Genomic DNA, 25,383 nt, shown 5'->3' on the forward strand with positions numbered 1-25,383 from the left:
GTCCGCTCTCCACGTGCTGCAGCGCGGGGAGGGCAGAGGAAGAGCGTGGGAACCGGTCACCGCGGCGCTCGGCGGTGTGACCGCTGGGACGCGAGGGGCGTCACTCCACAAATCGGTCCGGGCGGATTGTCACGACTCCACAACGCACCTACGGTGGCTGAGTCCGATCGGCCGTTCCGCTCCTGCGCGGGGGTCCGAGTGGATGCCACCGACGCATGGTCCGGGACCTCCCCGGGTGGCCTGCCCGGCGGCCCGCCGCAGCCCGCGCACCCCTCCCGGGGTGCCGCCGACAGCCGTCTCGGAGCCCTCCTGCTCATGCGCCCCCGTACTCCTGCTGCCCGCCGCACCCCGCCCACCGGCATGCGCCGCCCCTCGCTCTACCTGGCGGTCGCCGCCGCCGGCGCCGTCGGGATGAACGTGCTCGCCGGCGCGGAGCCCGCCGCCCAGGCGGAGGCGGCCCCGACCGGGACGGTGAGCGTCGCCCAGGCCCTGGGCCTGACCGGCTCGGCCCGCCCCGTCGACCCGGAGCGCGACCTGGCGCCCCTGCAGGAGCTGGCGGCCACCCGCAGCAGCCGCGAGGACGCCCAGGTGGCCGCGCAGCAGGCCCAGGCCGCCGCCGACCAGGCCGAGGTCGACCGCCTGGCCGCCGAGGCCGAGGCGACGGCCGCGGCCGAGCGGGCCGCCGCCGAGGAGGCAGCGGCGAAGGCTGCTGCCGAGGCCGAGGCACGGGCTGCCGCGCAGGCGGCGGCCGCCTCAGCGGTACCCGCCGAGCGGGCGGCTCCGCAGCGGAGCGGCACCACCGCTGCCGCGACGACCGCCGCCGCGGCCGCCGCCGGCGCGGTCGGCCGGATCAGCAACAGCGCGGGCGGGGTGAAGCCGGTGGTCCAGGCCGCCGCGAACGCCGTCGTCTCCGCCGTGCCCGGTGCCGGTCGCATCACCCTCGGCGGCACCCGGGCCAGCGCGGCCGACCCGGGCGGCCACCCGTCCGGCCTCGCCCTGGACTACATGGTCATGAACGACGCCGCCCTCGGTGACGCCATCGTGGAGTACCACCGCGCGCACTGGGCCGAGCTGGGCGTGGACTACCTCATCTGGGAGCAGCGGATGCTCTCCTCGCCCTCCGGCTCCTGGAAGAGCATGGAGAACCGGGGGAGCGCCACGGCGAACCACTACGACCACGTGCACGTGAACTACCGGGGCTGACCCCACCGGGGCACGGACGTCCGCCCCCGCGCGCCCGGACCAACGTCCCTGCCCCCGGCCCGCCGGGGTGGGGAGGCTGGGGGCATGGCCGCCACCGAGCAACTGGCCCGCACTCCCACGCCGGCTCCGCACCACGGCCTGCCCGTTCCCGACGTCGTCGTCCTGCTGGGCACCGACCGCGAACGGGGCCTGAGCGAGCACGAGGCGGCCGACCGGCTGACGCGCCTGGGCCCCAACGTGCTGCCCCGGCTCGGCCAGCGCGGGCCCTGGCTGCGCCTGCTGCTGCAGTTCCACCACCCGCTGATCCACGTGCTGCTGGTGGCCGCCGGCGCCACCCAGCAGTGGCAGAGGGCTCCGGCCGACGGGCACGTGCGGGTGGGCCCGAACGAGCCGCTGCATGAGCCGTCCTGAGCAGCCGGCCGGGGCGGGCGCGGTCAGGGGCGGGGGTTGGTCCGCGTCCAGCCGCGCTCGTCCCGGCGGGCGCCCAGCCCCGCCCGGCAGCGGCGGCACACCTCGGCGACGGCATCGGCGTGCCGGCCGGACTCCGGCTGCACGTCGGCCCAGGTCACGTGCGGGAAGCGGCGCAGCCGCGACCGGCTGAGCGAGAGGCCGCAGACCGTCTCGTTGCGCCCCTGCTGCCAGGCGTGCACCTCCCCGGCCGGCCGCCGGATCCCGTCGGGGTCGGTCCACTCGTCGGCGGCGGCGACCGCCGCGCTCGCTGTCCGCATGGCGCAGGCCCTACCCAGGTCACGGTCCGGGTGCACGGTCCGGGTGCGCGGTCCGGGTGCGCGGTCCGGGTGCGCGGTCCGGGTGCGCGGTCCGGGTGCGCGGCCCGCCGCGTTGACCGCGCACGACCCCGCCGTGATCCTCGGGCGACTGGAGGACCAGGGACGGGGGATGCATGGGCGCGACAGGTGATCGCCGGGCAGCCGCGGCGGGTGGGCTGCTGGTCCTGTCCGCCGCGGTGCTGGCCGGCTGCACCGGCGACGGGCCGGCGGAGACGATCCGCTCCTACGACGTGGCCGTCGAGGCCGCCGCCGACGGCTCGCTGCGGGTCGCCGAGACGATCGACTACGACTTCGGGGACGAGGAACGGCACGGGATCGAACGGCTGATCCCGGAGCGGCTGCCCCACGAGCAGACCCGCGACCGGCTGCACCCGGTCAGCGACGTCACCGTGGAGAGCCCCACGGGGGCGCCGGTGGACACCGAGCTGACCAGCGAGGACGGCGTGCTCACCATCCGGGTCGGGGACGAGGACACCGAGGTCAGCGGTCGGCACACCTACGTGATCGGCTACCGGGTCGAGGGCGTCGCCGACCCCGGCCCCGACAGGCTGCGCTGGGGCGCGGTCGGGACGGCGTGGGAGGTGCCCATCGACGACGTCGAGGTCCGGGTCACCGGGCCGTCCGGCATCCCACCGGTCGACGGCGCGTGCGTGGTGGGTGAGGCCGACTCGACCACCCCGTGCGCGGCGGCGATCGAGCCCGGCGGCGACCTGCACGCGCAGGCCTCCGGGCTCGAGCCGGGGGAGGGGGTGACGGTCGCCGGTCGCTGGCCGGCGGGCACCTTCGCCGCGGCGGAGCCGATCTACGACGACACGTTCAGCCCGGCGCAGGCGTTCCGGGTCACCCCGGCCACCGCGGGTGCCGGCCTCGCCGCGCTGCTCGCCCTCGCCGCGCCGGTGGTGCTGCTGGCCCGCCGTGGCCGGCCGCGGCGGCCGGCCGGCCCGGTACCGCCGCAGCTGACCCCACCCCGGGGCGGGCGACCCGCGCAGCTGGGCACCGTGCTCGACGGCCACGCCCAGCGGCACGAGGTGACCGCCACCCTGCTCGACCTGGCGATCCGCGGGCACCTGCGGATCGAGGAGACCGCCGGCCCCACCACCGAGCAGGAGGACGCACCCGCCGACTGGCGGCTCGTCCGCACGGCGACCGATCCGCGGGACCCCCGTCCTCACGACCTGCGCGGCTACGAGGTGCTCCTGCTGGACGGGGTCTTCGCCGAGGGCGACGTCGTCACCCTGTCGGAGCTGCAGCCCCGGTTCGGCGGGCTCGATGCCCGGGTCCGCTCGGCGATCTACGCGGACGTCGTCGAGCTGGGCTGGTTCACCGCCGACCCGGCCGCGGTCCGGCGCCGCTGGTACGGGCGGGGCGCCGCGCTGCTGGCCGCCGGTGTGGTGCTGACCGTGGTGCTCGCGGCCACCAGCACCTGGGCGCTCGCCGGTCTGGGCGTCGTCGTCGCCGGGCTGGTGGTGCTGGGGCTGGCCGGGCGGATGCCGCAGCGCACGGTGGAGGGTGCGGCGGTGCACCAGCAGGTGGTGGCCTTCCGCGACGCCCTCGCCGCGTCGGACGAGCTGGCACGGGTGGCGGCCGGCCGGGTCGGCGACCTGGCCGGGGACCCGCGGGCCCGCTACCTGCCGCACGCGGTCGCGCTGGGCGTCGCGGAGCAGTTCGCCCGGACGCTCGAGGCGACCGGTCTCGCGCCGGCGCCGGACTGGTACGTCCCGGCGCACGGCGCCGGGTACGCCGGGATGTGGCCCGCCCTGGTCGCCTTCTCCGCCCCGGACAACCCGGCGCTCTCCCCGCCGGTGAGCAGCGGCGGCGGCGCGACGTCGGTGGGCGGCGCGGCCGGCGGAGGTGGCGGCGGCAGCTGGTGACGGCTGGCACATGTCAAGCAGCCTTGACAGATCGGTCGCCTGTCAAGCACCCTTGTCGTGTCAAGGACGTTTGTCCTGTCCCGGCCGGTCGACCAGAGAGGGAGCCATGCGCAACGACGTCCGGGAGCTGCGGCTCGCCGCCGGCCTGTCCCAGCGGGAGCTGGCCGAGGCCCTCGACGTCTCCCGGCAGACGGTCAACTCGATCGAGACCGGCCGCTACGACCCCTCGCTGCCCCTGGCCATCGCCATCGCCCGGCACTTCCACCGCACCGTCGAGGAGACGTTCCATGTCGACTGACACCGACCGCCAGCCGGTCCAGCACCCCGCCCTCGTCCTCCTGGTCGGCGCCGCGACGCTCACCGTGGTCATCGGCGTCGGCCTGCTGCTGCGCGAGCACGGCCCGGGGAACATGGGCAACGGCTTCCTGCAGGGCGGGGCGGTCGGCCTGCTCCTGGCCGGGGTGATGATCTGGCGGGTCAGCCGCCGCCGGGGTCGGGCGACCACCTTCGAGCGGGCCTGGACCCAGACCGGGGACGAGCGGGACGACGTCGTGCTCACCCGGGCCCTGGCCGTGGTCGGGCTGCTCGCCTTCCCGCTGACCGGGATCGCCACCGTCGCCATCGCCCTCGGTGCGCTGACCGAGATGGTGTTGTTCGGGCTGCTGGTCGCCGAGGTCGCGGTCGGCGCCGTCGCCTTCGGGGTGATCTCCCGCCGCAGCTGAGGCCGGGAGCCGCGATCGCTCGTACGCTCGAGGGGTGAGCATCGCCCCGGCAGTCCCGGTCACCCTCGACGACGGTTTCGCCCGCGAGCTGCCCGAGCTGGCGCTCCCGTGGCAGGCCGAGCAGGCGCCCGCGCCGGCGCTGCTCGTGCTCAACGAGGGGCTGGCCGACTCGCTCGGCCTGGACCGCGGGTGGCTGCGCAGCCCGGCGGGCGTCCGCTTCCTGGTCGGCAACGCCGTCCCCGAGGGCGCGTCCCCGGTGGCGCAGGCCTACTCGGGGCACCAGTTCGGCAACTACTCGCCGCGGCTGGGCGACGGGCGGGCACTGCTGCTCGGCGAGCTCGTCGACGACCAGGGCCGGCGGCGCGACCTGCACCTCAAGGGCTCCGGCCGCACGCCGTTCGCCCGTGGCGGCGACGGGCTGGCCGCCGTCGGGCCGATGCTGCGGGAGTACGTGATCAGCGAGGCGATGCACGCCCTCGGCATCCCGACCACCCGCTCCCTCGCCGTCGCCGCCACCGGGCGTGACGTGCGCCGGGAAACCCTGCTGCCCGGCGCGGTGCTCGCCCGGGTGGCCAGCAGCCACCTGCGGGTGGGCACCTTCCAGTACGCCCGGGCCACCGGCGACGTCGACCTGCTGCGCCGCCTCGCCGACGTCGCGATCGCCCGGCACCACCCGGCCGCGGCCGACGCCGAGCAGCCGTACCTGGCGCTGTTCGAGGCGGTCGTCGCCGCCCAGGCGTCGCTGGTGGCGCAGTGGATGCTGGTCGGCTTCGTGCACGGGGTGATGAACACCGACAACGTGACGATCTCCGGCGAGACGATCGACTACGGGCCCTGCGCCTTCCTCGACGGCTACGACCAGGCCACCGTGTACAGCTCGATCGACACCGGCGGGCGCTACGCCTACGGCAACCAGCCGCTGGCCGCGGAGTGGGACCTGGCCCGGCTCGCCGAGGCGCTGCTGCCGCTGCTGCACGACGAGCAGGAGCAGGCGGTCCCGATCGCCGTCGAGGCGCTCGGCCGGTTCCGCGGCGAGTACAACGCCGTCTGGGGCGCCGGCATGCGCGCCAAGCTCGGCCTGGCCGGGGAGGTCGACGGTGCGGGCGTCGACGACGCGGCGGCCGGCGCCGTCGTCGAGGAGCTGCTGCCGCTGCTGCAGGAGAGCCGGGCCGACTGGACGTCGTTCTTCCGCGCGCTCGGCACCGCCGCCCGCGGCGACGCCGAGCCGGCCCGGCGGCTGGTGCTCGACCTGACCGCGTTCGACGGCTGGCTCGACCGCTGGCGGGCGCTGGCCCCGGACGCCGGGCTGATGGACCGCACCAACCCGGTGTACGTCCCGCGCAACCACCTGGTCGAGGAGGCGCTGGACGCCGCCACCGCCGGTGACCTCGCGCCGTTCCAGGAGCTGGTCGCGGTGGTGGCGCGGCCCTTCGACGAGCGGCCCGGGCTGGAGCGGTACGCCGCGCCGGCACCGGACACGTTCGGGCCCTACCGCACCTTCTGCGGCACCTGACCGGTCACAACTCGGCGCGCAGGATCGCCGCGGCCTCGGCCAGCGAGCGCATCTTGCCCGCCGCCGATGCCCGCGGCAGGTACTTCAGCCCGCAGTCGCTGGAGAGCATCAGCGCGTCGACGTCCACGGAGTTAAGCGCCCGGCGCACCCGGTCGGCGATCACCTGCGGGGTCTCCACCTCCGGCGTGGACAGGTCGAGCACGCCCAGCGCGATGCCCTTTCGGCGCAGCGGCCGCAGCGTCGCCGGGTCCAGGCCGGACTGGGCGGTCTCCACCGAGACGGCCGCCACCGGGACGTCGGCCAGCTCGGGCAGGAACGAGTAGCCGGCCGGCCGCTCGGCGACCATCGCGGCGTAGCCGAAGCACAGGTGCACGTGCACCGGCCCGGCGGCGCCCTCGACCGCGCGGGTGAGCGCCTCGGCGCCGTACTCGCGGGCGATCTCCGGGCGGGCCTGCAGCCACGGCTCGTCGACCTGCACGATGTCGGCGCCGGCGGCGAACAGGTCGGCGATCTCCGCGCGGACGACGTCGGCGTAGGCCAGCGCCAGGGCCCGGTCGTCGGGGTAGTGGTCGTTCTGCGCCTGCTGGGCCATGGTGAACGGCCCCGGCACGGTGATCTTCACGGCCCGGTCGGTGTGCGCGCGGAGGAACGCCACGTCGTCGACCTGCACCGGCGCCGGACGCCGCAGCTCGCCGGTGACCCGGGGCACCGGGATGTCGATGCCCGACCGGTTGCGCACGTGCCCGGGGGAGTCCAGGTCCAGCCCCTCCAGCGCGGTGGCGAAGTGGTTGGAGTAGGACTCCCGGCGGATCTCCCCGTCGGTGACGATGTCCAGCCCGGCCTCCTCCTGGGAGCGCAGCGCCGCCAGCGTGGCGTCGTCCTGGGCCTCGGCGAGGTGCTCGGCGGGGACGCGCCACAGCTCGGCGGCGCGGACCCGCGGCGGGAACTGGTGGCCGAGCCGCTCGCGGTCGATCAGCCAGTCGGGCTGCGGCAGGCTGCCGACGACCATCGTGGGCAGGGGCGGGAGCTGGCGCGGCATCCGCCCATCCTGCCGGGCCGGTCGCCGGCGCGCGTGCCCGGGGCGGGCGGTCAGCTGGTCGCGGCGCGGCCGTCGTGCCTGCGGTGCCAGGTGAAGACGCCCGCCGACATCGCGGTGACCACCGTCGCGTCGACGGCCCACCTGCCGAGGGAGCGCAGGGCCAGCTCGCCGTCGCCCGCCACGACGGCCATCGCGGCCAGGCTGAGCGACGGGATCAGCCCCAGGGCGATCATCACGCCGGCGGTCAGCACCCGGCGGTTGATCACCAGCAGCAGTGCACCACCGAATCCGCCGACCACGGCCACCGCCCAGCTCACCCACGAGGTGGTCGAGAAGTAGCTGACCAGCGCCGCGGACGACAGGTAGCTGTCGGTTCCGGCGGACAGCGCGTCAGCGCCGAAGATGACCATGGCCAGTGCGCTGAGCGCTGCGCCGGCCGCCAGGGCGGCGTAGCCCTTGGCCACGGCGAGCAGGCCGCGCCGCCAGGCCGCGCTGCGCTCGACGAGCCCGAGGGCGATCCGGCTGAACGGCTCGAAGCCGGGAGCGATGACCATCGCACCGATCACCAGGTGCAGGCTTCCGCTGGCCAGGCCGAACCCCGCGATCAGCCCAGCGGTCACCATCACCCCGATCTTGCCGGCGGTCATGGTGCTCTCCCGGCCGATCTCGAGCTCGATCTCCTCGGCCGTGCCACTGGTGATGTCCTGCATCACGTCGTCGTGCCGGCCGGCGGAGACCGTGCTGGCCGGTCGGCTCGTCGAGAGGGAGACCGACGAGTCCCGGCCGGCGCCGCACCGGTCGGCCAGCCGCACCACCTCGGCGAGCCGGCGGTTGGTCACCTCGACCGTGACCACGTCCCCGGGGGGCTGCAGTGACGCGCCGCGGAACACCTTCAGCGACAGGGGCTCCATGCTGCGCAGTTCCTGCACGACGGTCTCGACCAGGTCGGGGGGCAAGGTCATCTGCACGGTCCTGGGCATGAGGGGCGTCTGCCCGGCCGGGTACCGCGGCAATCCTCGTTGCGCTGCGCCGGGCGGGGGTCACCGCGGCTCGACGACGTCGTGCTCACCGGGCATGCCGCGGGCCACGACGACCGGGGGCCCGCCGTCCACCGGCCAGACCCGGAGGTCCCGGAAGGCCATCGGCAGCCCACGGGCGCGGAACGGGTCGGCGTCGTCCATCACCTGCAGGTGCACGTGCGGCTGGGTGGAGTTGCCCGAGTTGCCGCACTCGGCCAGCTGGTCGCCGGCGGCCACCGGCTGTCCGGCCGCCACCCGGATCGACCCCCGGCGGAGGTGGGCCAGCACGACGAAGCCACCGCCGTCAGCCAGGACGATCACGACGTGGTTGCCGGCCAGCGCCCCCGCCCCGCCCCGGGCCCGCCGGGCCTGGGTGAGCGCGTAGGACACCCGGGCCGGCGCCGATCGCCGCGCCGCGTGGTCGGGCTCGCCGTCGTGCACGGTGACCACCCGGCCGGCGGTGGGGGAGAGGACCGGCCGGCCGAAGGCGACGAACCGCTCCGGTGGCTCGGTGGCCAGCGCCGTCCGCCAGTCCCGGGTCCGCGCCGTCTGCTCGCCGGCCACGGCGACGAAGTCGATTGCGTAGGTGGTGGCGAACAGGTGGCTGCCGTGGCTGGGCACCCGCCGCGCCGGGCTGTTCACCGCCCGCCAGGTGCCGTGGAACGGCAGCCGGAGGACCACCCCGTCGGATCCGGACATCGGCTCTCCTCGGTGTTCGCGGTCAGCCGGCCGGCTGGCCGAGCGACCGGCCGATGCCGCGCGCCGTGGCCAGCAGCAGGGGCACCAGCTCGGCCGCCCGGCCGTCGTTGGGCACGATGACCGACAGCGCGGCGACGACCCGGCCCCCGGTGTCCCGCACCGGGACGGCGACCCCGGTGGCGTCAGGGTGCTGGTGCCCGGCGAGCACCGCGCGCTGGGTGTGGCGGACCTCGGCGAGCGCGGCGCGCAGCTGGGCGGACGTGCGCAGCCCGGCCGGGGTGACCGGGTGCAGCGGCCGGGCCAGCACCCGCTCCTGCACCTCGTGCGGCGCGTGCGCCAGCAGCACCAGCCCGGAGGACGACGTGGCCAGCGGCAGCCGGCCGGCGATCCGCGAGAAGTTGATCACCGCGTCGCGCGCGCTGAGCCGCTCGACGAAGATCACGTCCTCGCCGTCGAGGACCCCGAGCTGGACGTGGTGGCCGATGACGGCGTGCACGTCCTCCAGGAAGGGCATCGCCGCGTCGCGCAGCGAGACCGTGGGCGAGGCGCGGGAGCCCAGTTCCCACAGCCGCACGCCGATCCGCACCTCCCGCCCGGGCCCGCGCTCCAGGAGCCCGTGCTGCACCAGTTCGGCGACCAGCCGGGACGCCGTGGCCACGTGCAGGCCGCTGCGCCGGGCGACCTCACCGACCGTCAGGGCGGGGCCCTCGGCGGTGAACGCGTCCAGCACGCGCACCGCACGGGTCAGCACGGACTCCCCGGGCGCGGTTCGGGCCATGTCGGCAGTCTGCCACCGTTTCTCTCATTCAGTGAGAACCGGCTACGGCAGAGGGTGACCGGCGTCGCATCCTCGGTACAGCGACGACGAGGAGGTCGGGATGCTCAGCGCGGAGCAGGGCAGGACGGCGGACCGCACGGTGGTGCGGGTGCTGGAGAAGACGCCGGTCGCCGACGGCGTGGTGGTGGTGACCCTCGCGGCGCCGGACGGCCGGCGGCTGCCGGACTGGACCCCGGGGGCGCATGTCGACCTCACCTTCGGCAACGGGCTGACCCGGCAGTACTCGCTGTGCGGGGACCGGTGGGATGCGCACGCCTACCGGGTGGGCGTGCTGCTGGAGCCGGCCGGCCGGGGTGGCTCGGCCTACGTGCACGAGCAGCTCCAGCCGGGGCACCAGGTGCAGCTCGGCGGGCCGCGGAACAACTTCCCGCTGGTGCCGGCGGAGACCTACCGGTTCGTCGCCGGGGGCATCGGGATCACCCCGCTGCTGCCGATGATCGTCCAGGCCGAGCTGGTCGGCGCCGACTGGCAGCTGCTCTACGGCGGCCGGCAGCGCAGCTCGATGGCGTTCCTGGACGAGCTGGCGCAGCACGGCGACCGGGTGCTGGTCCGCCCGCAGGACGAGTTCGGCCTGCTCGACCTGGCCGGCTTCCTCGGCGAGCCGCGGCCCGGGGTGCGGGTCTACGGCTGCGGCCCGGGCCCGTTGCTCACCGCGCTGGAGGCGGCCTGCGCGGACTGGCCGGCGCCCACCCTGCACACCGAGCGGTTCGCCGGCGCCGACCAGGGCGCGCCGGTGCGCACCACGGCCTTCGAGGTGGAGCTGGCCCGCACCGGGCGCACCGTCACCGTGCCCCCGGAGCTCTCCGTGCTGGAGGCGGTGGCCGCGGTGGGCGTCGACGTCCTCTCCTCCTGCCGCCAGGGCACCTGCGGCACCTGCGAGACGGTCGTGCTCGCGGGCACCCCCGACCACCGCGACTCGCTGCTCGACGACGCCGACCGGGCCGCCGGGGACTGCATGTACCCCTGCGTCTCCCGGTCCTGCAGCGACCGCCTCGTCCTCGACCTCTGACCCCCCCCCGGGAGCCGGCCATGACCCTCACCCCGATGACCCTCACCCAGACCGCCGCCGACCTGCCGGTCAGCGACGTCGACCCGTTCGCCCACGACGTGCTCGAGGACCCGCTGCCGATGCACCAGCAGCTCCGCGAGGCAGGCCCGGTGGTGCACCTGAGCCGCTACGACGTGTTCGCCCTCGCCCGGTACGAGGAGGTGCACGCCGCCCTCGTCGACTGGCAGGAGTTCCAGTCCGCCGCCGGGGTCGGGCTGAGCAACTTCCGCACCGAGAAGCCGTGGCGGCCGCCGAGCCTGCTGCTCGAGGCCGACCCGCCGCGCCACGACGCGCCCCGGCGGGTGCTCACCTCGGTGCTGGGGCCCCGCGCGCTCCGCCGGCTGCGCGACCGGTGGGCCGCGGACGCCGAGCAGCTGGTCGACGCCGTGCTGGCCGCGGGCACCGAGTTCGACGCCGTCCCGACCCTGGCGCAGGCCTTCCCGCTGCGGGTCTTCCCCGACGCGGTCGGGCTCGGCCCGGACGGCCGGGAGAACCTGCTCCCGTACGGCGACCACGCCTTCAACGCCTTCGGCCCGAGCAACGACCTGGTGGCCAAGGGCGAGCCGCGGGTGGCCGAGCTGTCGGCCTGGGTGGCGGCGCAGTGCGCCCGGGAGGCGCTCACCGACGACGGGTTCGGGGCCGCGATCTGGGCCGCCGCCGACCGCGGTGACATCACCCCGGAGCAGGCGCCGCTGATGGTGCGGTCGCTGCTCACCGCCGGGGTCGACACGACCGTGCATGGGATCTCCGCGGTGCTGTACGGACTCGCGTCGCACCCGGGGGAGTGGGACCGGCTGGTCGCCGACCCGTCGCTGGCCCGGGTCGCCTTCGACGAGGCGGTCCGGTGGGAGTCGCCGGTGCAGACCTTCTTCCGGACGACGACCACCGACGTCCGGATCGGCGGGACCGTCGTCCCGGAGGGCCGCAAGGTGCTGATGTTCCTGGCCGCGGCCAACCGCGACCCGCGCCGCTGGCACGACCCCGACCGGTTCGACCTGACCCGGGACCCGTCCGGGCACGTCGGCTTCGGCATGGGGCTGCACCAGTGCGTGGGGCAGCACGTGGCCCGGTTGGAGGCGGAGGCGGTGCTGACCGCGCTGGCCCGCCGGGTGCGGTCGATCGAGCTCGCCGGGCCGGTCCGGCGGCACCACAACAACACGCTGCGGGCGCTGGACAGCCTGCCGCTGTCCCTCGCCCTGCGGTAGCGCGCAGGAGGGCCCGTCCCCGACGGGTCCCGGCCGGTTACCGGGCTCCGCGACCGGGTCATCTGTCGCGGTCCGGGTGGGGCGCCGGCCCGATCCGCCGCGGCGCGGCGCTCCGTAGCGTCGACGGATCGGCGGCCGCCCGGCGCCGCCCCGTCGCAGGGAGCACCGCGTGGCCACCGTCGTGAACCCGCCCAGTGCGCCGCCGCTGGTCCACCCGCTGCTGCGCCGGTCCGGCCGGTGCGCCGTGCTCGGCGTCCTCAACGTCACCCCGGACTCCTTCTCCGACGGCGGGCTGTGGTCGACCCCGGACGCCGCCGTGGCCCACGGCCTGGCGATGGCCGCCGACGGCGCCGACGTCGTGGACGTCGGCGGCGAGTCGACCCGGCCCGGCGCCGGGCGGGTGGAGATCGCCGAGGAGCTGCGCCGGGTCGTGCCGGTGGTCACCGAGCTGACCGCCGCGGGGGTGGCGGTGAGCGTGGACACCACCCGGGCCGTGGTCGCCGAGGCGGCGATCGCCGCTGGAGCCATGCTGGTCAACGACGTGAGCGGCGGGCTGGCCGACCCCGCGATGGCGCGTGTGGTCGCCGACGCCGGGGTGCCCTGGGTGCTGATGCACTGGCGCGGTCACAGCCGGGACATGTACGCGGCGGCCGACTACCGGGACGTCGTCGCCGAGGTCCGCACCGAGCTGACCGCCCGGGTCGACGCCGCCGTCGCAGCGGGCGTGGACGCCGGCCGGCTGCTGCTCGACCCGGGGCTGGGCTTCGCCAAGCGCCCGGAGCACGACGTCGCGCTGCTGCGGCACCTCGACGCGCTGGTCGACCTCGGCCTGCCGCTGCTGGTGGGCGCCTCGCGCAAGCGGTTCCTCCAGGCGGTGCTGACCGAGCAGGGTGGAGCACCCCGGACGGCGGAGCAGCGCGACCCGGCCACCCTGGCCACCACGGTGCTCGCCGCGCAGGCCGGCGCCTGGGGCGTGCGGGTGCACGAGGTGGCCGGCACCGCCGACGCCCTGCGCATCCTCTCCGCCGTCACCGCCGGCTGAGTTCGCAGTCCGCTCCGGCGTCAGCCGGGCAGGTGGCGGACGAAGCAGACCCGGTCCAGGCCCGGCCCGTCGTAGTCCGGTTGCACGGCACACCGTCGACGAGGGGCGTGCTCGGCTCGATCTGGAAGCCGAGGCGCGGCTACTCCGGGATGCTCGGCTGGACGTCGACGGACGAGGCGGCGAACCACAGCCCGGGGACGGCCGGGTGTGGCTGGGCGCCCAGGACGAACGCGATGCTTGCCTCTGGCCCAGGTGTCACGGCGGACGACTCCTCGGCTGCGCTGCGGCTTCCACGGCAGCGCCGTCGTCGGCAACGCGGACCGTCCAGCCCCCGGCTGACGCATGCCACGCGGCCGCGCCGGCTCGGAGAAGCGCCTTCTCGTCCACGACGTCGACTGTGTAGCTCACCGCTACCCGGTAGGTCGTCATCACCCGATCCTGGCATCCGCCGGAGGTCCGCTGCGGAGCGATAGCCGCCGGAAGCGAGAGCCGCCACAGGCGCTCGCGCGGTCCAGCTCCATGATCACCTCGGCTTCATCGTTGCCTCGGTCGCACGGTGACCGCACTGGGCCCGGGGTGATCATGCGGGGCGAGCGGCCGGCGGCGCGGACGTGCCGCCGGAACGGCCAGGGGCCGGGCAGCGCTGCGTGTGCAGCGCCACCCGGCCCCTGGTGCGACCGACCTGGTGGGTCAGGCCTTGTTACCGGTGCGCCAGCCGGCCTGGTACGTCTCGCGGGCCATGGCGGCGAACGGCGCCGGGCTCACGACGGCGCGCACGGCGAACTGCTCGTGCGGCTCGACCGTGGTCTTCTTGCTGCCGCCGTTCGGCTCGCCCCAGACGACCTGCACCTCGGCGCCCAGCGGGACGTCGGGGCTGACGGTGGCCAGGGACAGCGCCCGCCGCTCGTTGGCGCTGTAGCCGGTGAACAGCGACAGGCCGACCAGGTTGCCGTCGGCGTCCTGCACCCGGTCGTAGTTCGACGAACCGTAGTTGGCGTTCGGCAGGTCGAAGACCTGGTAGCCCGGGCCCTCGAGGTCGACCAGGCTGCCCAGGATCTTGGCGACGTCGTCCGGGTTCCAGGCGAGGGTCACCTTGCGGCGCTGGCTCTCCTTGTCGATGTTCTCCAGCGCCTCACGGCCGATGAAGTCGTGGTCGAACTTCACGAACGAGCCGTAGCCGAGCTCCCACGGGTTGAGGTAGTAGTCCTCGATCCGGTCGGAGACGAAGCTGCCGGCCAGGGCGTTGGTGGCCTCGTAGCCGTCACTCGGCAGCCACTGGCGGTAGTCGCTCAGGCCCTCGCTGCTGTAGACCGCGGGCAGCGGCGAGGGGATCCAGCCGGACTCCAGCGTGTTGCTGGAGTAGGCGCGCGAGCCACAGGGCTCGATGCCGAACTCCTGGCCGGCCTCGAGGATGGCGTCGCGGGTCTGCTCGTAGGTCTCGTACGGGCCCCAGATCTCCAGACCCGGTGCGCCGGCCATGCCGTGGCGCAGGGTGCGCACCTGGTTGCCGGCGATGTTCATGGTGCTCATCTTGAAGAACTTGAGCTGCTCGACGGTGCCGCCGTTGAGCTTCTCGATGATCTCCCAGGCGCGCGGGCCCTGGATCTGGAAGCGCCACACCGAGCGGCTGACCGACTTGCCGTAGGGGCGGGACGGCGAGCGGGGGTCGTTCTTCAGCTCGACGTCGTAGCCCTTGCTGCCGTGGTACATCAGCCAGTTGGCCACCGGGGCGCGACCGACGAAGACGAACTCCTCCTCGGCCAGGCGGAAGAGGATGCCGTCGCCGACGACGCCGCCCTCGGGCGAGACCGGGACGAACTGCTTGGCGCTGTCGACCGGGAAGTTCGCGGTGCTGTTGATGCCCGTCTCGGTGAGCAGCTTCAGCGCGTCCGGGCCGGAGACGTAGGTGTTGAACATGTGGTGCGACTGGTCGAACAGCACGGCGCTGTTCTGCCACGCCTTCTGCTCACGCCGCCAGTTGGTGAACTCCGACGGGACGACCGGGTAGATGTAGGTGCCCAGCTGCGAGTTGCGCAGCAGCTCGACGGTGTTGCCGCTCTGGTTCAGCAGGTCCTGCAGGTTGTTGGCGCTCATGTGGGTCCGTTTCGTCGTCGATGGATTCCCGGTGCCGTCCAGGCGGGCGGCGGGCTGGTGCGGGGTGGTGCCGACCTACTGCTCGGCGAGACGGTTGAGCATCTGCTGCCGCCACGCCTCGGTCGGCTCCAGGTCGTTGAAGGTGAAGACGTGGAACTTCTCGATCCGCTGGTCGGACGCCCCGATCGAGGGGGCCAGGCCGCGGATGATCCCGTCGGGGCTGTAGCCACCGGGGAGGAAGAAGCGCCACAGCAGGTTCTGCTGCTTCTTGAGGAACTTCGCCGACTCACCGATGCCCAGCCCGTTGGAGACGCGCAGCAGCTTCTGCCGGGTCACCGCGCCGGGGATGCCGATGTGCAGCGGCAGGTCGATGCCGCGCCGCTGCAGCTCCTTGGCCCAGCCGACGATGCGCTTGGTGTCGAAGCAGATCTGGGTGGTGATGTGGTTGGCGAAGGGGGCCTTGTCGGCGAGCGCGCCGTAGAGCACGTCGTCGGAGACCGACGGGTGGCCCTCCGGGTGGCCACCGATGCCCACCTCGGTGAACGGGTGGTCCAGCTCCTTCATCGCCAGCAGCAGCGCGTGGGCGTCCCGGAACTCGGTGGGGGTGTCGGTGGGGTCACCGCCGACCACGAAGACCTCGGTGATGCCGGCCTCGCGCACCTCCGCGATGATGTCGGCCAGCTGCGCCCGGTCGGCGATCTGCTGGGCGCTGAAGTGCGGGGCGACGGTGTAGCCGGCCTTGGTCAGCCGGACGGCCAGCTCGACCGTGGCACCGATGCCCTTGGCCGGGGAGGCGGTGACGGTCAGGCGCACGTCGGTGGGCACGTGCTGCTGGACGTCGTCCCCGGTCTTCTTGAACGGGATCACCTCGTAACCGAGGGTCTCGAAGGTGCGGCGCAGGGCAGCGCGGGTGTCGGGGTTGCGCGGAAGCGACCTGTTCACTCCGTGTCCCTTCCTCGTGTGGCGCGCGCCCGGGGCGCGGGCGGCGGGATCTGTGCGGGCCGGGCGGTGGCGTACGTCCCACGGCCACGATAGGGACCGTCCTGTGACCAGCGGCACAGTGCAATGGCGGGACCGCGGCGGCCGGGTGCGGCAGCGGCGGGTGGGTCAAATGTCGCGCGGACGGGCACGGCCGGGCTCAGCCGGCCTCTGCCTGGGCGCGGGCGGCGACCAGCGTGTTGTGCAGCAGCATCGCGATGGTCATCGGGCCGACGCCGCCGGGCACCGGTGTGATCAGCGAGGCCCGGGCCGACGCGGCCTCGGTGTCGACGTCGCCGACCAGGCCGGAGTCGGTGCGGTGGATGCCGACGTCGACCACGACGGCGCCGTCCTTGACCCAGTCGCCCTGGACCAACCCCGGCTGGCCGGCCGCGGCGACGATGACGTCGGCGCGGCGGCAGACCTCGGCGAGGTCGCGGGTGCGCGAGTGGCAGATGGTCACCGTTGCGTTGCGCTGCAGCAGCAGCTGGGCGACCGGCTTCCCGACCAGCTCGGAGCGGCCGATGACCACCGCCTCGGCGCCCTCCAGCGGGACGTCGTGCGCGTCGAGCAGCTCGATCACCCCCGACGGGGTGCACGGGCGCAGACCCGGACGGCCCTGGGCCAGCAGGCCCGCGCTGAGCGTGGTCAGCCCGTCGACGTCCTTCTCGGCGGGGATCAGCTGGACCAGCGCCCCGGAGTCGAGGCCGCGGGGGAGGGGGAGCTGCAGCAGGATCCCGGAGACCTCGGGGTCGGCGGCGAGCTCGGTGAGGACCGCGGCCACCTCCTCCTGGGTCGCCGTCGCCGGCAGCAGCCGGTGGTGGTCGGTCATCCCGGCCGCGACGCACTGCTTGCGCTTGCTGGACACGTAGACCGCCGAGGCCGGGTCGTCGCCGACCAGGACGGTGGCCAGGCCCGGCGTCCGTCCGGTGCGGGCGGTGAACTCGGCGACCTCGGCCGCCGTCCGCTCGCGCACCTGCTTGGCCAGCGCCTTGCCGTCCATCAGGGTGGCGGCCATCAGAGCACCACCGTCGCGTTGCCGTGCCGGAACACCCGGTCCTCGCAGTGCCAGGCGACGGCGCGGGCCAGCACCGAGCGCTCGACGTCGGCGCCGCGGCGCTGCAGCTCAGCGGCGAGCTGTGCGTGGGACACCCGGGTGACGTCCTGCTCGATGATCGGCCCCTCGTCGAGGTCCTGGGTGGCGTAGTGCGCCGTCGCGCCGATCAGCTTCACGCCGCGGGCCTTCGCCTGCAGGTAGGGGTTGGCGCCCATGAACGCCGGCAGGAACGAGTGGTGGATGTTGATCACCGGGCAGCCGACGTTCTCCAGGAACGTGCTGCTGAGGATCTGCATGTACCGGGCCATGATCACCAGGTCGACGTTGCCGCGCAGCATCTCCAACTGCCGGGTCTCGGCGTCGGCCTTGGTGTCCTTGGTGACCGGGATGTGGATGAACGGGATGCCGAAGGCGCGCACCTCGTCGGCCAGGTCCGAGTGGTTGCTGATCACCATGACGGGGTTCATCGCCAGCTCGCCGCGGCCGACCCGCCACAGCAGGTCCAGCAGGCAGTGGTCGTACTTGGAGACCATGATCCCCACCCGCTTGGGCTCGTCGGCCCGGGTGAGCGACCAGTCCAGCTCGAACTCCGCGGCGATCTCGGCGAACTCGGCCTCGATCGCCTCCTGCTGGGCCGACAGCCCGTCGAGGTGGAAGACGGTGCGCTGGAAGAACCGCCCGCCCTCCGGGTCGGTGGAGTACTGGCCGAGCTCGATGATGTTGGCCCCGTGCTCGGCCAGGAAGGTCGAGACCGCGGCGACGACGCCGGGGCGGTCGTCGCACTGCACCAGCAGGCGACCGACGTCCCGGGTTCCGGGCATCGGGGACGCTGCCGCACGCGGGGCGCCGAGGGTGACCATCTGGCTCATGGGGGAGGCTCCTGGCAGGGGTCGCTGGGACGGCGGTGGGTGGCCGGGATCGACCGGTCACCTCTCTCTGAGCACCTTAGGAATGAGCTGCGTCACTCCGGATCACGCGGATGACGGGATCAGCGCGTGCACTCGTCGCGGGCGCTCTGCGACAAGTGACGTAGCTGGTCGCCCGAGCGGCCGGCAGCCCCTTCCCTCACGGGCGCAGGCTCCCACGCCGGGCCCCGCCCCGCCCTCCGAGCCGACCAGGCCGCCGGTGACCGCCGGTGTCGCCGACGGCGGGTGTTGGGCTCGCAGCCACCCGGTGTTGGCCCCTGCTGGGGAGGGTGGGGATACGGGGATGTCAACCGCAGGGGGAGCGCCGTGACGGACCAGAGGAACGACACCGCACCGACCGAGCAACCACCCGAGAAGATGACCCGGCGCCAGGTCGCCGGCCATGCCGCGCTGGCGCTGGCGCTGCTCTACCTGTTCCTGGTGGGCGTCGGGGTGGTGGAGGACGGCATCGCCCAGATGGGCGAGGGGTTCAACGACGCGGTCCTCGCCGGGGTGAGCAACCCGCTGACCGGGCTCTTCGCCGGCGTGCTGGCGACCATCCTGGTGCAGTCCTCCTCGGTGTCCACGTCGGCGATCGTGGGCATGGTGGCCGCCGGGGTCATCCCGGTGGAGCTCGCCGTGCCGATGGTCATGGGCGCGAACATCGGCACGACCGTGACCAACACCCTGGTGACGATGGTGAGCATGCGGCGCCGGAACGAGTTCAAGCAGGTCGTCGCCGCGGCCACGATGCACGACCTGTTCAACTTCTTCGCGGTCCTGCTCCTGCTGCCGCTCGAGCTGCTCACCGGTTTCCTGTCCTCGTCGGCCCGCTGGCTCGCCGGGCTCGTCTCCGGTGCCGGCGTCGGCGGTGCGGAGCTGCAGAGCCCGCTCGCGCTGGCGACCGACCCGGCCAACGCGGCGGTCGGGACCGTGCTGGGCGCGCTGGTCCCGGCCGGTGCCTTCCTGGGCACCGTCATGCTGGTCGTCGGGATCGCCGCGCTGTACGTGACGATCCGGTACATCAGCAAGAACATGCGGGCGGTGGTCACCGGGCCGCTGCAGGAGAAGGCGAACCGCTCGGTGAGCAAGGCCGGCGGGCTGGTGGGCATCGGTGTCGGGACGGTCGCCGCGGTCCTGGTCGTCAGCTCCTCGATCGTCACCGTGACGCTGCTGCCCCTGGTGGCCGCCGGGGTGCTCACCGTGCGCAACGCGTATCCGATCACCATCGGGGCCAACCTGGGCACCACGGCCACGGCGCTGCTCGCCGCGCTGGCCACCGGCCAGCCGGAGGGGCTGGTCATCGCGCTGGTGCACGTGCTGTTCAACGTGTTCGCCGTCGTCCTCATCTACCCGGTGCCGAAGATCCGGTACATCCCGGTCCGGCTGGCGGAGGCGCTCGGTTCCTTCGTTGCCAGGCAGCCGTGGGCCATGCCGGTCTACGCCGGTGGGGTGTTCGTGGCGGTGCCGGTGGCCGCCGTCGCGCTGGGCTGACCGGGGCGGGTGACGGCGCGGCGTCCGCCCCAGGGTGCGCCCGTGCCGTTCACCCTGGTCCACCCGGCGGCGGTCCTGCCGCTGGTGCGCACCCACCTCGTGCCGTTGGCGCTGGTGGCCGGCTCGCTGGCGCCGGACCTGCCGTACCACGTCCCGCTGCAGTGGATCGGCGGGGACCACGACCTCACGCACACCGCGTCCTCGGTGCTGTGGCTCGACCGCTGGTCGGGCTGCTGCTGCTCGCCGCCTTCCACCTCGTGCTCGAGCGCCCGCTGGTGGCGCTGCTCCCGCCGGCGGGCGCGGGCCGGGTGTGGCCGGCAGCGCACCGGTTCCCCCGGCCCGGGCCGGGAACCGCGGTCCGGGTGCTGCCGGGCGGGCAGGACGACCTGCGGGAGCTGGGCAGCTGGTCCCCGACCGAGGTGGCGCAGTACGCGGCGCGGGAGTTCGCCGTGGAGGCCGCGACGGCCCTGGGGGTGGCGGTGGCGCTCTACGCCGTGGCCTGGCACCTACGCCGTGGCCTGGCACCTCGTCCGGCTGCACGCCGGGCGGGGCACCCCGGCGGGGTGCACCGGCCGTCCTGAGCACCGGCCGGGTGGTCGCGCTGCCCGCCGGCCCGCCAGGCGGTAACCTGGGACGAGCACCGACCGCACGGCAGCTGCCGTGTGACTGGCGACGACGTCCGGCTCTCGGGTGTCGACCCGACCGCCGGCTCCGGTTCCTCGTCGAGGGCGGGGCGTCCGGCGCCGAGGCGTCGATCTCGTGGAGATCCGCGTGGGGATCCGACGAGCCGGTTCCCGGCTCGGGGTGGCCACCGACGGCCCTCCGCCCGTGACGTGGTCGCCCGACCACGGGACGGTGCGCAGCACCATGCCGCGGGTCGCCCGCGGCATCCAGAGGAGGAGTCTGTGGGCCGATCAGGCCAGCGCTCGACGGGTCAGCGACGTGCGGCCCCGCGGAACCAGCGACGCGTCCCCGGGGACGTGGTCACGCTGCTGTCCCGCACCGTCCGTTCGGTGGAGGCCGCCGTCCAGGACGGCCGCGTCACCCCGGCGGTACGCACCAAGTTCCAGGTCGTCGCCCTGATGGTGCGCGACGAGCACGCCCGGGTGCGGGCGGACGAGAGCCTCAGCTCCGCCGCCCGGTCGGAGCAGCTCAAGCGCATCGACCAGATCGGCACGATCCTGGCCAAGACCGCGGTCCGCGACCCCGGGCTGCTCGCGCTGCTCGCCGATGACGCCGTCGTCACCACGGCCGCCCGGTCGCTCCAGCAGGAGATGCTGCGGTCGGTGGGCCTGGAGCCCGCGGCCGAGCCGGAGCCGGAGCCGGAGCCGGCTGCCGCACCGCCTGCCGCGCCGGAAAACCGGGTGGTGCCGCAGTCGGTGATCTCCCGGCAGCTGGCGAACCCGTTCCTCGCCCCCGACTTCTCCGCTGCGCCCCCGCCCGTCGCGCGGCCGCGCCGGCTGGCCGGCTGGGAGCTGATCGGCCCGCTGCTCAACTCCTTCGAGCGCGCCGGCGGCGGGGACGCCGCCTGCATGCCGATGCCCGCGCAGGCCGCCCGGCCGCTGCCCGGGGGCGCCGAGCTGATGCCGCACCAGGCGCAGCTGGTCGCCGCCGCGGCCGCCGGCCACCGAACCTTCCTGCTCGCCGACGAGCCCGGCCTGGGCAAGACCGCCCAGGCGCTGCTCGCCGCGGAGGCGGCCGACGTCTACCCGCTGCTGGTGGTCGTGCCGAACGTGGTCAAGACCAACTGGGCCCGCGAGGCCGCCCGGTGGACGCCGCGCCGCCGGGCCACCGTCATCCACGGCAACGGGGAGACCGTCGACGGCTTCGCCGACATCGTGGTCGTCAACTACGAGGTGCTCGACCGGCACGTGGGCTGGCTGGGCGACTTCGGCTTCCGCGGCATGGTGGTCGACGAGGCGCACTTCATCAAGAACAAGACCTCGCAGCGCTCCCAGCACGTGCTGGAGCTCTCCGAGCGGATCCGCACCCGCACCGTGCGCCCGCTGCTGATGGCGCTGACCGGCACGCCGCTGATCAACGACATCGAGGACTTCCGGGCGATCTGGCAGTTCCTCGGCTGGATCGACGACGCGAAGCCGCTGGGTGAGCTGATGAACGCCCTGGAGGAGGTCGGCCTGACGCCGGCCGACCCGGGCTTCTACCCCGCGGCCCGCCGGTGCGTGATCGACATGGGCATCGTGCGCCGCCGCAAGGTGGAGGTGGCCGCCGACATCCCGGCCCGCCGGATCGCCGACCTCCCCGTGGAGCTGGACGGCGCCGCCGGCCGGTCGATCCGGGCGGCCGAGCGCGACCTGGCCCGCCGGATGGTGTCCCGGTACGAGACGGCGCTGGCGAACCGGCGGTCCGGTGACCAGGTCGAGGGCATCGACCCGGAGCTGGTCCGCACCGTGGCCCGCTGGGAGCTCAAGGACGCCACGACCTCCAGCAGCGGCGACAACGTGTTCGGCATGCTGCGCCGCATCGGCCAGGCCAAGGCCGACCTGGCCGCCGACTACGCCGCACAGCTCGCGCGCAACGCCGGCAAGGTGGTCTTCTTCGCCAAGCACGTCGACGTCATGGACGCCGCCGAGCAGGTGTTCACCAAGCAGGGGGTCCGGTTCTCCTCCATCCGCGGGGACCAGACGCCCGCGGTGCGGCAGCGCAACGTCGACGCGTTCGTCAACGACCCGGGCGTCGCGGTCGCCGTCTGCTCGCTGACCGCGGCGGGGGTGGGGCTGAACCTGCAGGTGGCGTCCAACGTGGTGCTCGCGGAGCTGTCGTGGACCGATGCCGAGCAGACCCAGGCCATCGACCGCAGCCACCGCATCGGGCAGACCGAGCCGGTCACCGCCTGGCGGATCATCGCCGCGCAGACCATCGATGCCCGGATCGCCGAGCTCATCGACAGCAAGGCGGGGCTCGCCGCCCGGGCGCTCGACGGGTCCGACGAGGAGGTGCAGTCGTCGGCGGACGTGCAGCTGGAGGCGCTCGTCGCGCTGCTGACCGACGCGCTGGCGGCGCGGCCGGTCCCCGTGCCGCCGCTGCCCGCGCCCGCCGGGGACTGACCCGCCGGGCGCGGCTCACCCGCGGCGAGCCGGGCTCACCAGCGCAGCGGCTCCATCGAGCGGGACTGGGCGGTGCGGCAGGCCCGGCAGTTGCCCCAGGTCACCAGCTGGAAGGGCGTGGTGGGCCGGCCGCACTCGGGGCAGGGGACGACGTCGCCGGCCTGGGCGCGCGCCTCGTCGCGCTCGCGGGCGCGCTGGTCGTGGACGGCATCGTCGCCGCGGCAGGTGCACCCGAGGTGGGCGTCGGCGCAGCGTCTCCGGGGAGTGTCGATGGGGAGCCTCCTGGCTGGGCGGGGCGGAGCTCGATCGATCCGTCCACCGGGCACCGGGCCCGGGAACGGACGAGGCCCCGGCGTGCAACGCCGGGGCCTCGTCTCAGTGCTCAGATCGGGCGGACGTTCTCCGCCTGCGGGCCCTTCTGGCCCTGCGTGACGTCGAACTCGACGCGCTGCGCCTCGTCCAGCGACTTGTAGCCGCTACCGCTGATCGCGGAGAAGTGGCAGAACACGTCGGGGCCGCCACCGTCCTGCTCGATGAAGCCGAAGCCCTTCTCGCTGTTGAACCACTTCACGGTGCCCTGGGTCATGTCGTCCTCGTCCCGGGTGGGGTTGTCCGGCCGACAGTCGTCGCGCCGGGATCGCCGTACCGACCGGCAGGACCGAGAAGGAACGTCAGGCAGAGACGACTGCGGACGTCCGGGAACGAAGCAGAGGCACAACGGCGATCACCACGGACTGTACGGCCTCACCGGCCTCCCGTGGGGCGGAGGGCCCGAGAAGTCCTCCGAAGCGTGACCCACGGCGCCTCGCGGGCGGCCCCGCCGTGCGCGGGAACCGGGTGCACCGGGTCACCCGGCGGCGCCGCCCAGCCGGGCACGGAGCGAGGCCACGGGCAGCGCGGCCTGGACCGTGCTGCCCGTGCCCAGCCGGCGCCCGTCGCCGTCCACGGCGGTGCAGCTGCAGGTGAGCCGGTTGCCGTGCACCTCCGCGCGGGTGGCGGTGACCCGGATCCGGTCGCCCACCCGGCTGGGGGCCAGGTGCTCCACGGTCAGCGACCGGCCGATGCCGTCCTCGTCCGGATCGAGGTACCGCAGCAGCAGCTTGCGGGCGGCCTCCTCGAAGTGCTTGGCCATCGTGTAGGTGGCGTAGACCGGGTGCACCGCCCCGAGCTCGTCGAACCGGACGGTCATCTCCGGCGTCACCACCACCTCGATCGAGGCCGTGGCGCCGGCCGGGACCGGCCTCACGCGTCGAAGTCCACGGTCACGGCGTCGGACACCGGCAGCGCCTGGCAGGTGAGCACGAAGCCCGCCGCCACCTCGGCCGGCTCCAGCGCGTGGTTGCGCCGCATCCGCACCTCCCCGCCGGTCACCCGGGCCCGGCAGGTGCCGCACACCCCGCCCCGGCAGGCGAACGGCAGGTCACCGCGGACCCGCTGGGCCGAGTCGAGCACGGGGGAGTCCCGGGGCAGCGCCAGGGTCGTCGACCGGCCGTCGAGCACCACGGTCACCGTGCTGCTCGGGCCGGCGACCACGCCCGGGTCGCCGCGCACCGGCTCGGGCGGGACGTCGTCGACGAAGAACAGCTCCTGGTGCACCCGCGCAGCCGGCACCGCCAGCTCGACCAGCAGCGCCCGCGCGTCGGTGACCATCCCGTGCGGCCCGCACAGCCACCAGTGGTCCACCTGCCGGGCGTCGACGAAGGCGTCCACCAGCGCGCGCAGCCGGTCGCCGTCCAGCCGGCCGCTGGTCAGCTCGGCGTCCCGGGCCTCCCGGGACAGCACGTGCACCAGCTGCAGCCGGGTGCCGTACCGGTCCTTCAGGTCGGCGAGCTCGTCGGCGAACATCACCGTGTCGGTGCGGCGGTTGCCGTAGAGCACCGTCACGGTGGACACGCCGTCCCGGAGCACCGTGCCGGCCAGGCTGATCGCCGGTGTCACGCCGGAGCCGGCGACGACGAAGACGTGGTCGCCGGGGACGTCCAGGTCGGCGGTGAAGGTGCCCGAGGGTGGGAGCACCTCGATCCGGTCACCGGGCCGCACGTCGTGCACCAGCCAGGAGGAGAAGAAGCCGCCGGGCACCTCGCGGACGCCGACCCGGGGCGGCGACCCGACCGGTGCGCAGATGGAGTAGGAGCGGCGCTCGTCCCGGTCGCCGTCGACCCGGCGCAGGGTGAGCGCCTGACCCGGCTGGAACCGGTACTCCGCGGCGAGCTCGTCGGGGACGTCGAAGGTCACCGCCACCGCGTCGTCGGTCAGCGGTTCGACGGAGGCGACGGTCAGCGGGTGGAACCGCGGCCGTCGCCGGGTGGGGGTGTGCACTCAGACCTCCTTGACCTTCTCGAACGGCTCGCCGCACGACCGGCACCGGAACAGCGCCGTGCACGCGGTCGGCCCGAACTCGCTGGTCTGCTCGGCGTCGGGCGAACCGCACCGCGGGCAGGTGGCCGCGTGCCGCACCGGGCCGAGCCGCAGCGGCACCGGGCCCGCGGCCCGCACCGGGGCCGGGCCCGGTGGGGCGATGCCGGCCGCGGCCAGCTTCCGGCGGCCGGCGTCGCTGATCCAGTCGGTGGTCCACGCGGGGGCGAGCACGGTGCGGACGTCGACCCGGTCGAAGCCGGCGCGGTGCAGGGCGTGCACCAGGTCCGCGCGGATGACCCCCAGCGCCGGGCACCCGGTGTAGGTCGGGGTGATCTCGACGACCACGACGCCCTGCTCGGTCCGGACGTCGCGGAGCACCCCGAGGTCGGCGAGGGTGAGCACCGGCAGCTCGGGGTCGGTCACCGTCTCCGCCACCGCCCGC

Annotated in this window: 25 protein-coding genes and 2 pseudogenes; 13 read left to right on the plus strand and 14 right to left on the minus strand. The window is 74.6% G+C overall.

Features of this window, described 5'->3' with window-relative positions; translation table 11 throughout:
- Nucleotides 1–315: 315 nt before the first annotated feature.
- Nucleotides 316–1,203, plus strand: coding sequence for a hypothetical protein (locus ACI79U_RS09515; RefSeq protein WP_457069175.1), 888 nt, complete (start codon nucleotides 316–318; stop codon nucleotides 1,201–1,203).
- 84 nt (nucleotides 1,204–1,287) lie between these two features.
- The gene (locus ACI79U_RS09520; RefSeq protein WP_457069173.1) at nucleotides 1,288–1,614 is read left to right on the plus strand and encodes a cation-transporting P-type ATPase; all 327 of its coding nucleotides are present in this window, start codon (nucleotides 1,288–1,290) and stop codon (nucleotides 1,612–1,614) included.
- Between the two features lie 23 nt (nucleotides 1,615–1,637).
- Here ACI79U_RS09520 and ACI79U_RS09525 read toward each other — a convergent pair whose 3' ends face one another.
- Nucleotides 1,638–1,931, minus strand: coding sequence for a hypothetical protein (locus tag ACI79U_RS09525; RefSeq protein WP_457069171.1), 294 nt, complete (start codon nucleotides 1,929–1,931; stop codon nucleotides 1,638–1,640).
- Between the two features lie 173 nt (nucleotides 1,932–2,104).
- Between ACI79U_RS09525 and ACI79U_RS09530 the strand changes: the two genes are divergently transcribed.
- The 4 genes from ACI79U_RS09530 (at nucleotide 2,105) to ACI79U_RS09545 (ending at nucleotide 6,097) form a co-directional block, all read left to right on the plus strand.
- Nucleotides 2,105–3,862, plus strand: coding sequence for a DUF2207 domain-containing protein (locus ACI79U_RS09530; RefSeq protein ID WP_457069169.1), 1,758 nt, complete (start codon nucleotides 2,105–2,107; stop codon nucleotides 3,860–3,862).
- Between the two features lie 106 nt (nucleotides 3,863–3,968).
- The gene (locus ACI79U_RS09535) at nucleotides 3,969–4,160 is read left to right on the plus strand and encodes a helix-turn-helix transcriptional regulator (protein ID WP_153361041.1); all 192 of its coding nucleotides are present in this window, start codon (nucleotides 3,969–3,971) and stop codon (nucleotides 4,158–4,160) included.
- Nucleotides 4,150–4,584, plus strand: a complete 435-nt coding sequence (locus ACI79U_RS09540) for a hypothetical protein (protein WP_457069167.1) — start codon at nucleotides 4,150–4,152, stop codon at nucleotides 4,582–4,584. Before ACI79U_RS09535 ends, ACI79U_RS09540 begins: the two co-directional genes overlap by 11 nt.
- A gap of 34 nt (nucleotides 4,585–4,618) precedes the next feature.
- A complete protein-coding gene (locus tag ACI79U_RS09545) occupies nucleotides 4,619–6,097 on the plus strand; it encodes a protein adenylyltransferase SelO (RefSeq protein ID WP_457069165.1) in 1,479 nt (492 codons plus the stop codon).
- A 4-nt stretch (nucleotides 6,098–6,101) separates the two neighbouring features.
- On the opposite strand, the gene ACI79U_RS09550 is transcribed toward ACI79U_RS09545, so the two are convergent.
- From ACI79U_RS09550 to ACI79U_RS09565, 4 genes are all read right to left on the minus strand, one after another.
- Complete coding sequence (locus tag ACI79U_RS09550) at nucleotides 6,102–7,136, minus strand: 5-methyltetrahydropteroyltriglutamate--homocysteine methyltransferase (protein WP_457069163.1); 1,035 nt, start codon at nucleotides 7,134–7,136, stop codon at nucleotides 6,102–6,104.
- A 50-nt stretch (nucleotides 7,137–7,186) separates the two neighbouring features.
- On the minus strand, nucleotides 7,187–8,098 hold the full coding sequence (locus ACI79U_RS09555; protein WP_457069161.1) for a DUF389 domain-containing protein: 912 nt from the start codon (nucleotides 8,096–8,098) through the stop codon (nucleotides 7,187–7,189).
- Nucleotides 8,099–8,176: 78 nt separating this feature from the next.
- Nucleotides 8,177–8,854 (minus strand): M23 family metallopeptidase, encoded by a 678-nt coding sequence (locus ACI79U_RS09560; protein ID WP_457069159.1) that lies wholly within the window; start codon nucleotides 8,852–8,854, stop codon nucleotides 8,177–8,179.
- Between the two features lie 22 nt (nucleotides 8,855–8,876).
- On the minus strand, nucleotides 8,877–9,632 hold the full coding sequence (locus ACI79U_RS09565; protein ID WP_457069157.1) for an IclR family transcriptional regulator: 756 nt from the start codon (nucleotides 9,630–9,632) through the stop codon (nucleotides 8,877–8,879).
- A 145-nt stretch (nucleotides 9,633–9,777) separates the two neighbouring features.
- Between ACI79U_RS09565 and ACI79U_RS09570 the strand changes: the two are divergent.
- The 3 genes and pseudogenes from ACI79U_RS09570 to folP all read left to right on the plus strand — a co-directional run.
- Nucleotides 9,778–10,701, plus strand: a pseudogene (locus tag ACI79U_RS09570) (PDR/VanB family oxidoreductase); the annotation flags it as partial.
- A 20-nt stretch (nucleotides 10,702–10,721) separates the two neighbouring features.
- Nucleotides 10,722–11,945: a cytochrome P450 gene (locus tag ACI79U_RS09575; protein ID WP_457069155.1), complete on the plus strand. Its 1,224-nt coding sequence runs from the start codon at nucleotides 10,722–10,724 to the stop codon at nucleotides 11,943–11,945.
- Between the two features lie 169 nt (nucleotides 11,946–12,114).
- Nucleotides 12,115–12,987, plus strand: a complete 873-nt coding sequence (gene folP, locus ACI79U_RS09580; protein ID WP_457069153.1) for a dihydropteroate synthase — start codon at nucleotides 12,115–12,117, stop codon at nucleotides 12,985–12,987.
- Between the two features lie 690 nt (nucleotides 12,988–13,677).
- Here the strand turns inward: folP and ligM are convergent.
- From ligM to purU, 4 genes are all read right to left on the minus strand, one after another.
- Nucleotides 13,678–15,081: a vanillate/3-O-methylgallate O-demethylase gene (gene ligM, locus ACI79U_RS09585; protein WP_457069151.1), complete on the minus strand. Its 1,404-nt coding sequence runs from the start codon at nucleotides 15,079–15,081 to the stop codon at nucleotides 13,678–13,680.
- Nucleotides 15,082–15,156: 75 nt separating this feature from the next.
- Nucleotides 15,157–16,023: a methylenetetrahydrofolate reductase gene (locus tag ACI79U_RS09590; RefSeq protein WP_457069149.1), complete on the minus strand. Its 867-nt coding sequence runs from the start codon at nucleotides 16,021–16,023 to the stop codon at nucleotides 15,157–15,159.
- 196 nt (nucleotides 16,024–16,219) lie between these two features.
- Entirely contained in the window at nucleotides 16,220–17,077 is an 858-nt protein-coding gene (gene folD, locus ACI79U_RS09595; RefSeq protein WP_457069147.1) for a bifunctional methylenetetrahydrofolate dehydrogenase/methenyltetrahydrofolate cyclohydrolase FolD, read from the minus strand.
- Complete coding sequence (purU, locus tag ACI79U_RS09600) at nucleotides 17,077–17,937, minus strand: formyltetrahydrofolate deformylase (protein ID WP_457072788.1); 861 nt, start codon at nucleotides 17,935–17,937, stop codon at nucleotides 17,077–17,079. The genes folD and purU overlap by 1 nt, the downstream gene beginning before the upstream one ends.
- Before the next feature lie 411 nt (nucleotides 17,938–18,348).
- Between purU and ACI79U_RS09605 the strand changes: the two genes are divergently transcribed.
- The 4 genes and pseudogenes from ACI79U_RS09605 (at nucleotide 18,349) to ACI79U_RS09620 (ending at nucleotide 22,583) form a co-directional block, all read left to right on the plus strand.
- Nucleotides 18,349–19,515, plus strand: a complete 1,167-nt coding sequence (locus ACI79U_RS09605; protein WP_457069143.1) for a Na/Pi symporter — start codon at nucleotides 18,349–18,351, stop codon at nucleotides 19,513–19,515.
- 99 nt (nucleotides 19,516–19,614) lie between these two features.
- Nucleotides 19,615–19,674 (plus strand): annotated as a pseudogene (locus ACI79U_RS09610) (hypothetical protein); the annotation flags it as partial.
- Nucleotides 19,675–19,724: 50 nt separating this feature from the next.
- Nucleotides 19,725–20,096 carry a hypothetical protein gene (locus ACI79U_RS09615; RefSeq protein ID WP_457069211.1) on the plus strand — a complete coding sequence of 124 codons (372 nt, stop codon included), beginning with the start codon at nucleotides 19,725–19,727 and terminating at the stop codon, nucleotides 20,094–20,096.
- A 399-nt stretch (nucleotides 20,097–20,495) separates the two neighbouring features.
- A complete protein-coding gene (locus ACI79U_RS09620; protein ID WP_457069141.1) occupies nucleotides 20,496–22,583 on the plus strand; it encodes a DEAD/DEAH box helicase in 2,088 nt (695 codons plus the stop codon).
- A 35-nt stretch (nucleotides 22,584–22,618) separates the two neighbouring features.
- Here ACI79U_RS09620 and ACI79U_RS09625 read toward each other — a convergent pair whose 3' ends face one another.
- From ACI79U_RS09625 to paaD, 5 genes are all read right to left on the minus strand, one after another.
- A complete protein-coding gene (locus ACI79U_RS09625) occupies nucleotides 22,619–22,909 on the minus strand; it encodes a hypothetical protein (protein ID WP_457069139.1) in 291 nt (96 codons plus the stop codon).
- Between the two features lie 56 nt (nucleotides 22,910–22,965).
- Nucleotides 22,966–23,169 carry a cold-shock protein gene (locus tag ACI79U_RS09630; RefSeq protein ID WP_153361672.1) on the minus strand — a complete coding sequence of 68 codons (204 nt, stop codon included), beginning with the start codon at nucleotides 23,167–23,169 and terminating at the stop codon, nucleotides 22,966–22,968.
- A gap of 261 nt (nucleotides 23,170–23,430) precedes the next feature.
- Nucleotides 23,431–23,829, minus strand: a complete 399-nt coding sequence (locus ACI79U_RS09635) for a thioesterase family protein (RefSeq protein ID WP_457069136.1) — start codon at nucleotides 23,827–23,829, stop codon at nucleotides 23,431–23,433.
- Entirely contained in the window at nucleotides 23,826–24,902 is a 1,077-nt protein-coding gene (gene paaE, locus ACI79U_RS09640; protein WP_457069134.1) for a 1,2-phenylacetyl-CoA epoxidase subunit PaaE, read from the minus strand. The genes ACI79U_RS09635 and paaE overlap by 4 nt, the downstream gene beginning before the upstream one ends.
- Nucleotides 24,903–25,376 carry a 1,2-phenylacetyl-CoA epoxidase subunit PaaD gene (gene paaD / locus ACI79U_RS09645; protein WP_457069132.1) on the minus strand — a complete coding sequence of 158 codons (474 nt, stop codon included), beginning with the start codon at nucleotides 25,374–25,376 and terminating at the stop codon, nucleotides 24,903–24,905.
- Between the last annotated feature and the right edge of the window lie 7 nt (nucleotides 25,377–25,383).

The organism is Modestobacter sp. SYSU DS0904, assembly GCF_054051115.1.

What these genes read in the sequence shown, in the direction of transcription:
- ACI79U_RS09515 (WP_457069175.1), top strand. Translation starts at nt 316, where the DNA reads ATGCGCCCCCGTACTCCTGCTGCCCGCCGCACCCCGCCCACCGGCATG.
- ACI79U_RS09520 (WP_457069173.1), top strand. Translation starts at nt 1,288, where the DNA reads ATGGCCGCCACCGAGCAACTGGCCCGCACTCCCACGCCGGCTCCGCAC.
- ACI79U_RS09525 (WP_457069171.1), bottom strand. Translation starts at nt 1,931, where the DNA reads ATGCGGACAGCGAGCGCGGCGGTCGCCGCCGCCGACGAGTGGACCGAC.
- ACI79U_RS09530 (WP_457069169.1), top strand. Translation starts at nt 2,105, where the DNA reads ATGGGCGCGACAGGTGATCGCCGGGCAGCCGCGGCGGGTGGGCTGCTG.
- ACI79U_RS09535 (WP_153361041.1), top strand. Translation starts at nt 3,969, where the DNA reads ATGCGCAACGACGTCCGGGAGCTGCGGCTCGCCGCCGGCCTGTCCCAG.
- ACI79U_RS09540 (WP_457069167.1), top strand. Translation starts at nt 4,150, where the DNA reads ATGTCGACTGACACCGACCGCCAGCCGGTCCAGCACCCCGCCCTCGTC.
- ACI79U_RS09550 (WP_457069163.1), bottom strand. Translation starts at nt 7,136, where the DNA reads ATGCCGCGCCAGCTCCCGCCCCTGCCCACGATGGTCGTCGGCAGCCTG.
- ACI79U_RS09555 (WP_457069161.1), bottom strand. Translation starts at nt 8,098, where the DNA reads ATGACCTTGCCCCCCGACCTGGTCGAGACCGTCGTGCAGGAACTGCGC.
- ACI79U_RS09560 (WP_457069159.1), bottom strand. Translation starts at nt 8,854, where the DNA reads ATGTCCGGATCCGACGGGGTGGTCCTCCGGCTGCCGTTCCACGGCACC.
- ACI79U_RS09565 (WP_457069157.1), bottom strand. Translation starts at nt 9,632, where the DNA reads ATGGCCCGAACCGCGCCCGGGGAGTCCGTGCTGACCCGTGCGGTGCGC.
- ACI79U_RS09575 (WP_457069155.1), top strand. Translation starts at nt 10,722, where the DNA reads ATGACCCTCACCCCGATGACCCTCACCCAGACCGCCGCCGACCTGCCG.
- ligM (WP_457069151.1), bottom strand. Translation starts at nt 15,081, where the DNA reads ATGAGCGCCAACAACCTGCAGGACCTGCTGAACCAGAGCGGCAACACC.
- folD (WP_457069147.1), bottom strand. Translation starts at nt 17,077, where the DNA reads ATGGCCGCCACCCTGATGGACGGCAAGGCGCTGGCCAAGCAGGTGCGC.
- purU (WP_457072788.1), bottom strand. Translation starts at nt 17,937, where the DNA reads ATGCCCGGAACCCGGGACGTCGGTCGCCTGCTGGTGCAGTGCGACGAC.
- ACI79U_RS09630 (WP_153361672.1), bottom strand. Translation starts at nt 23,169, where the DNA reads ATGACCCAGGGCACCGTGAAGTGGTTCAACAGCGAGAAGGGCTTCGGC.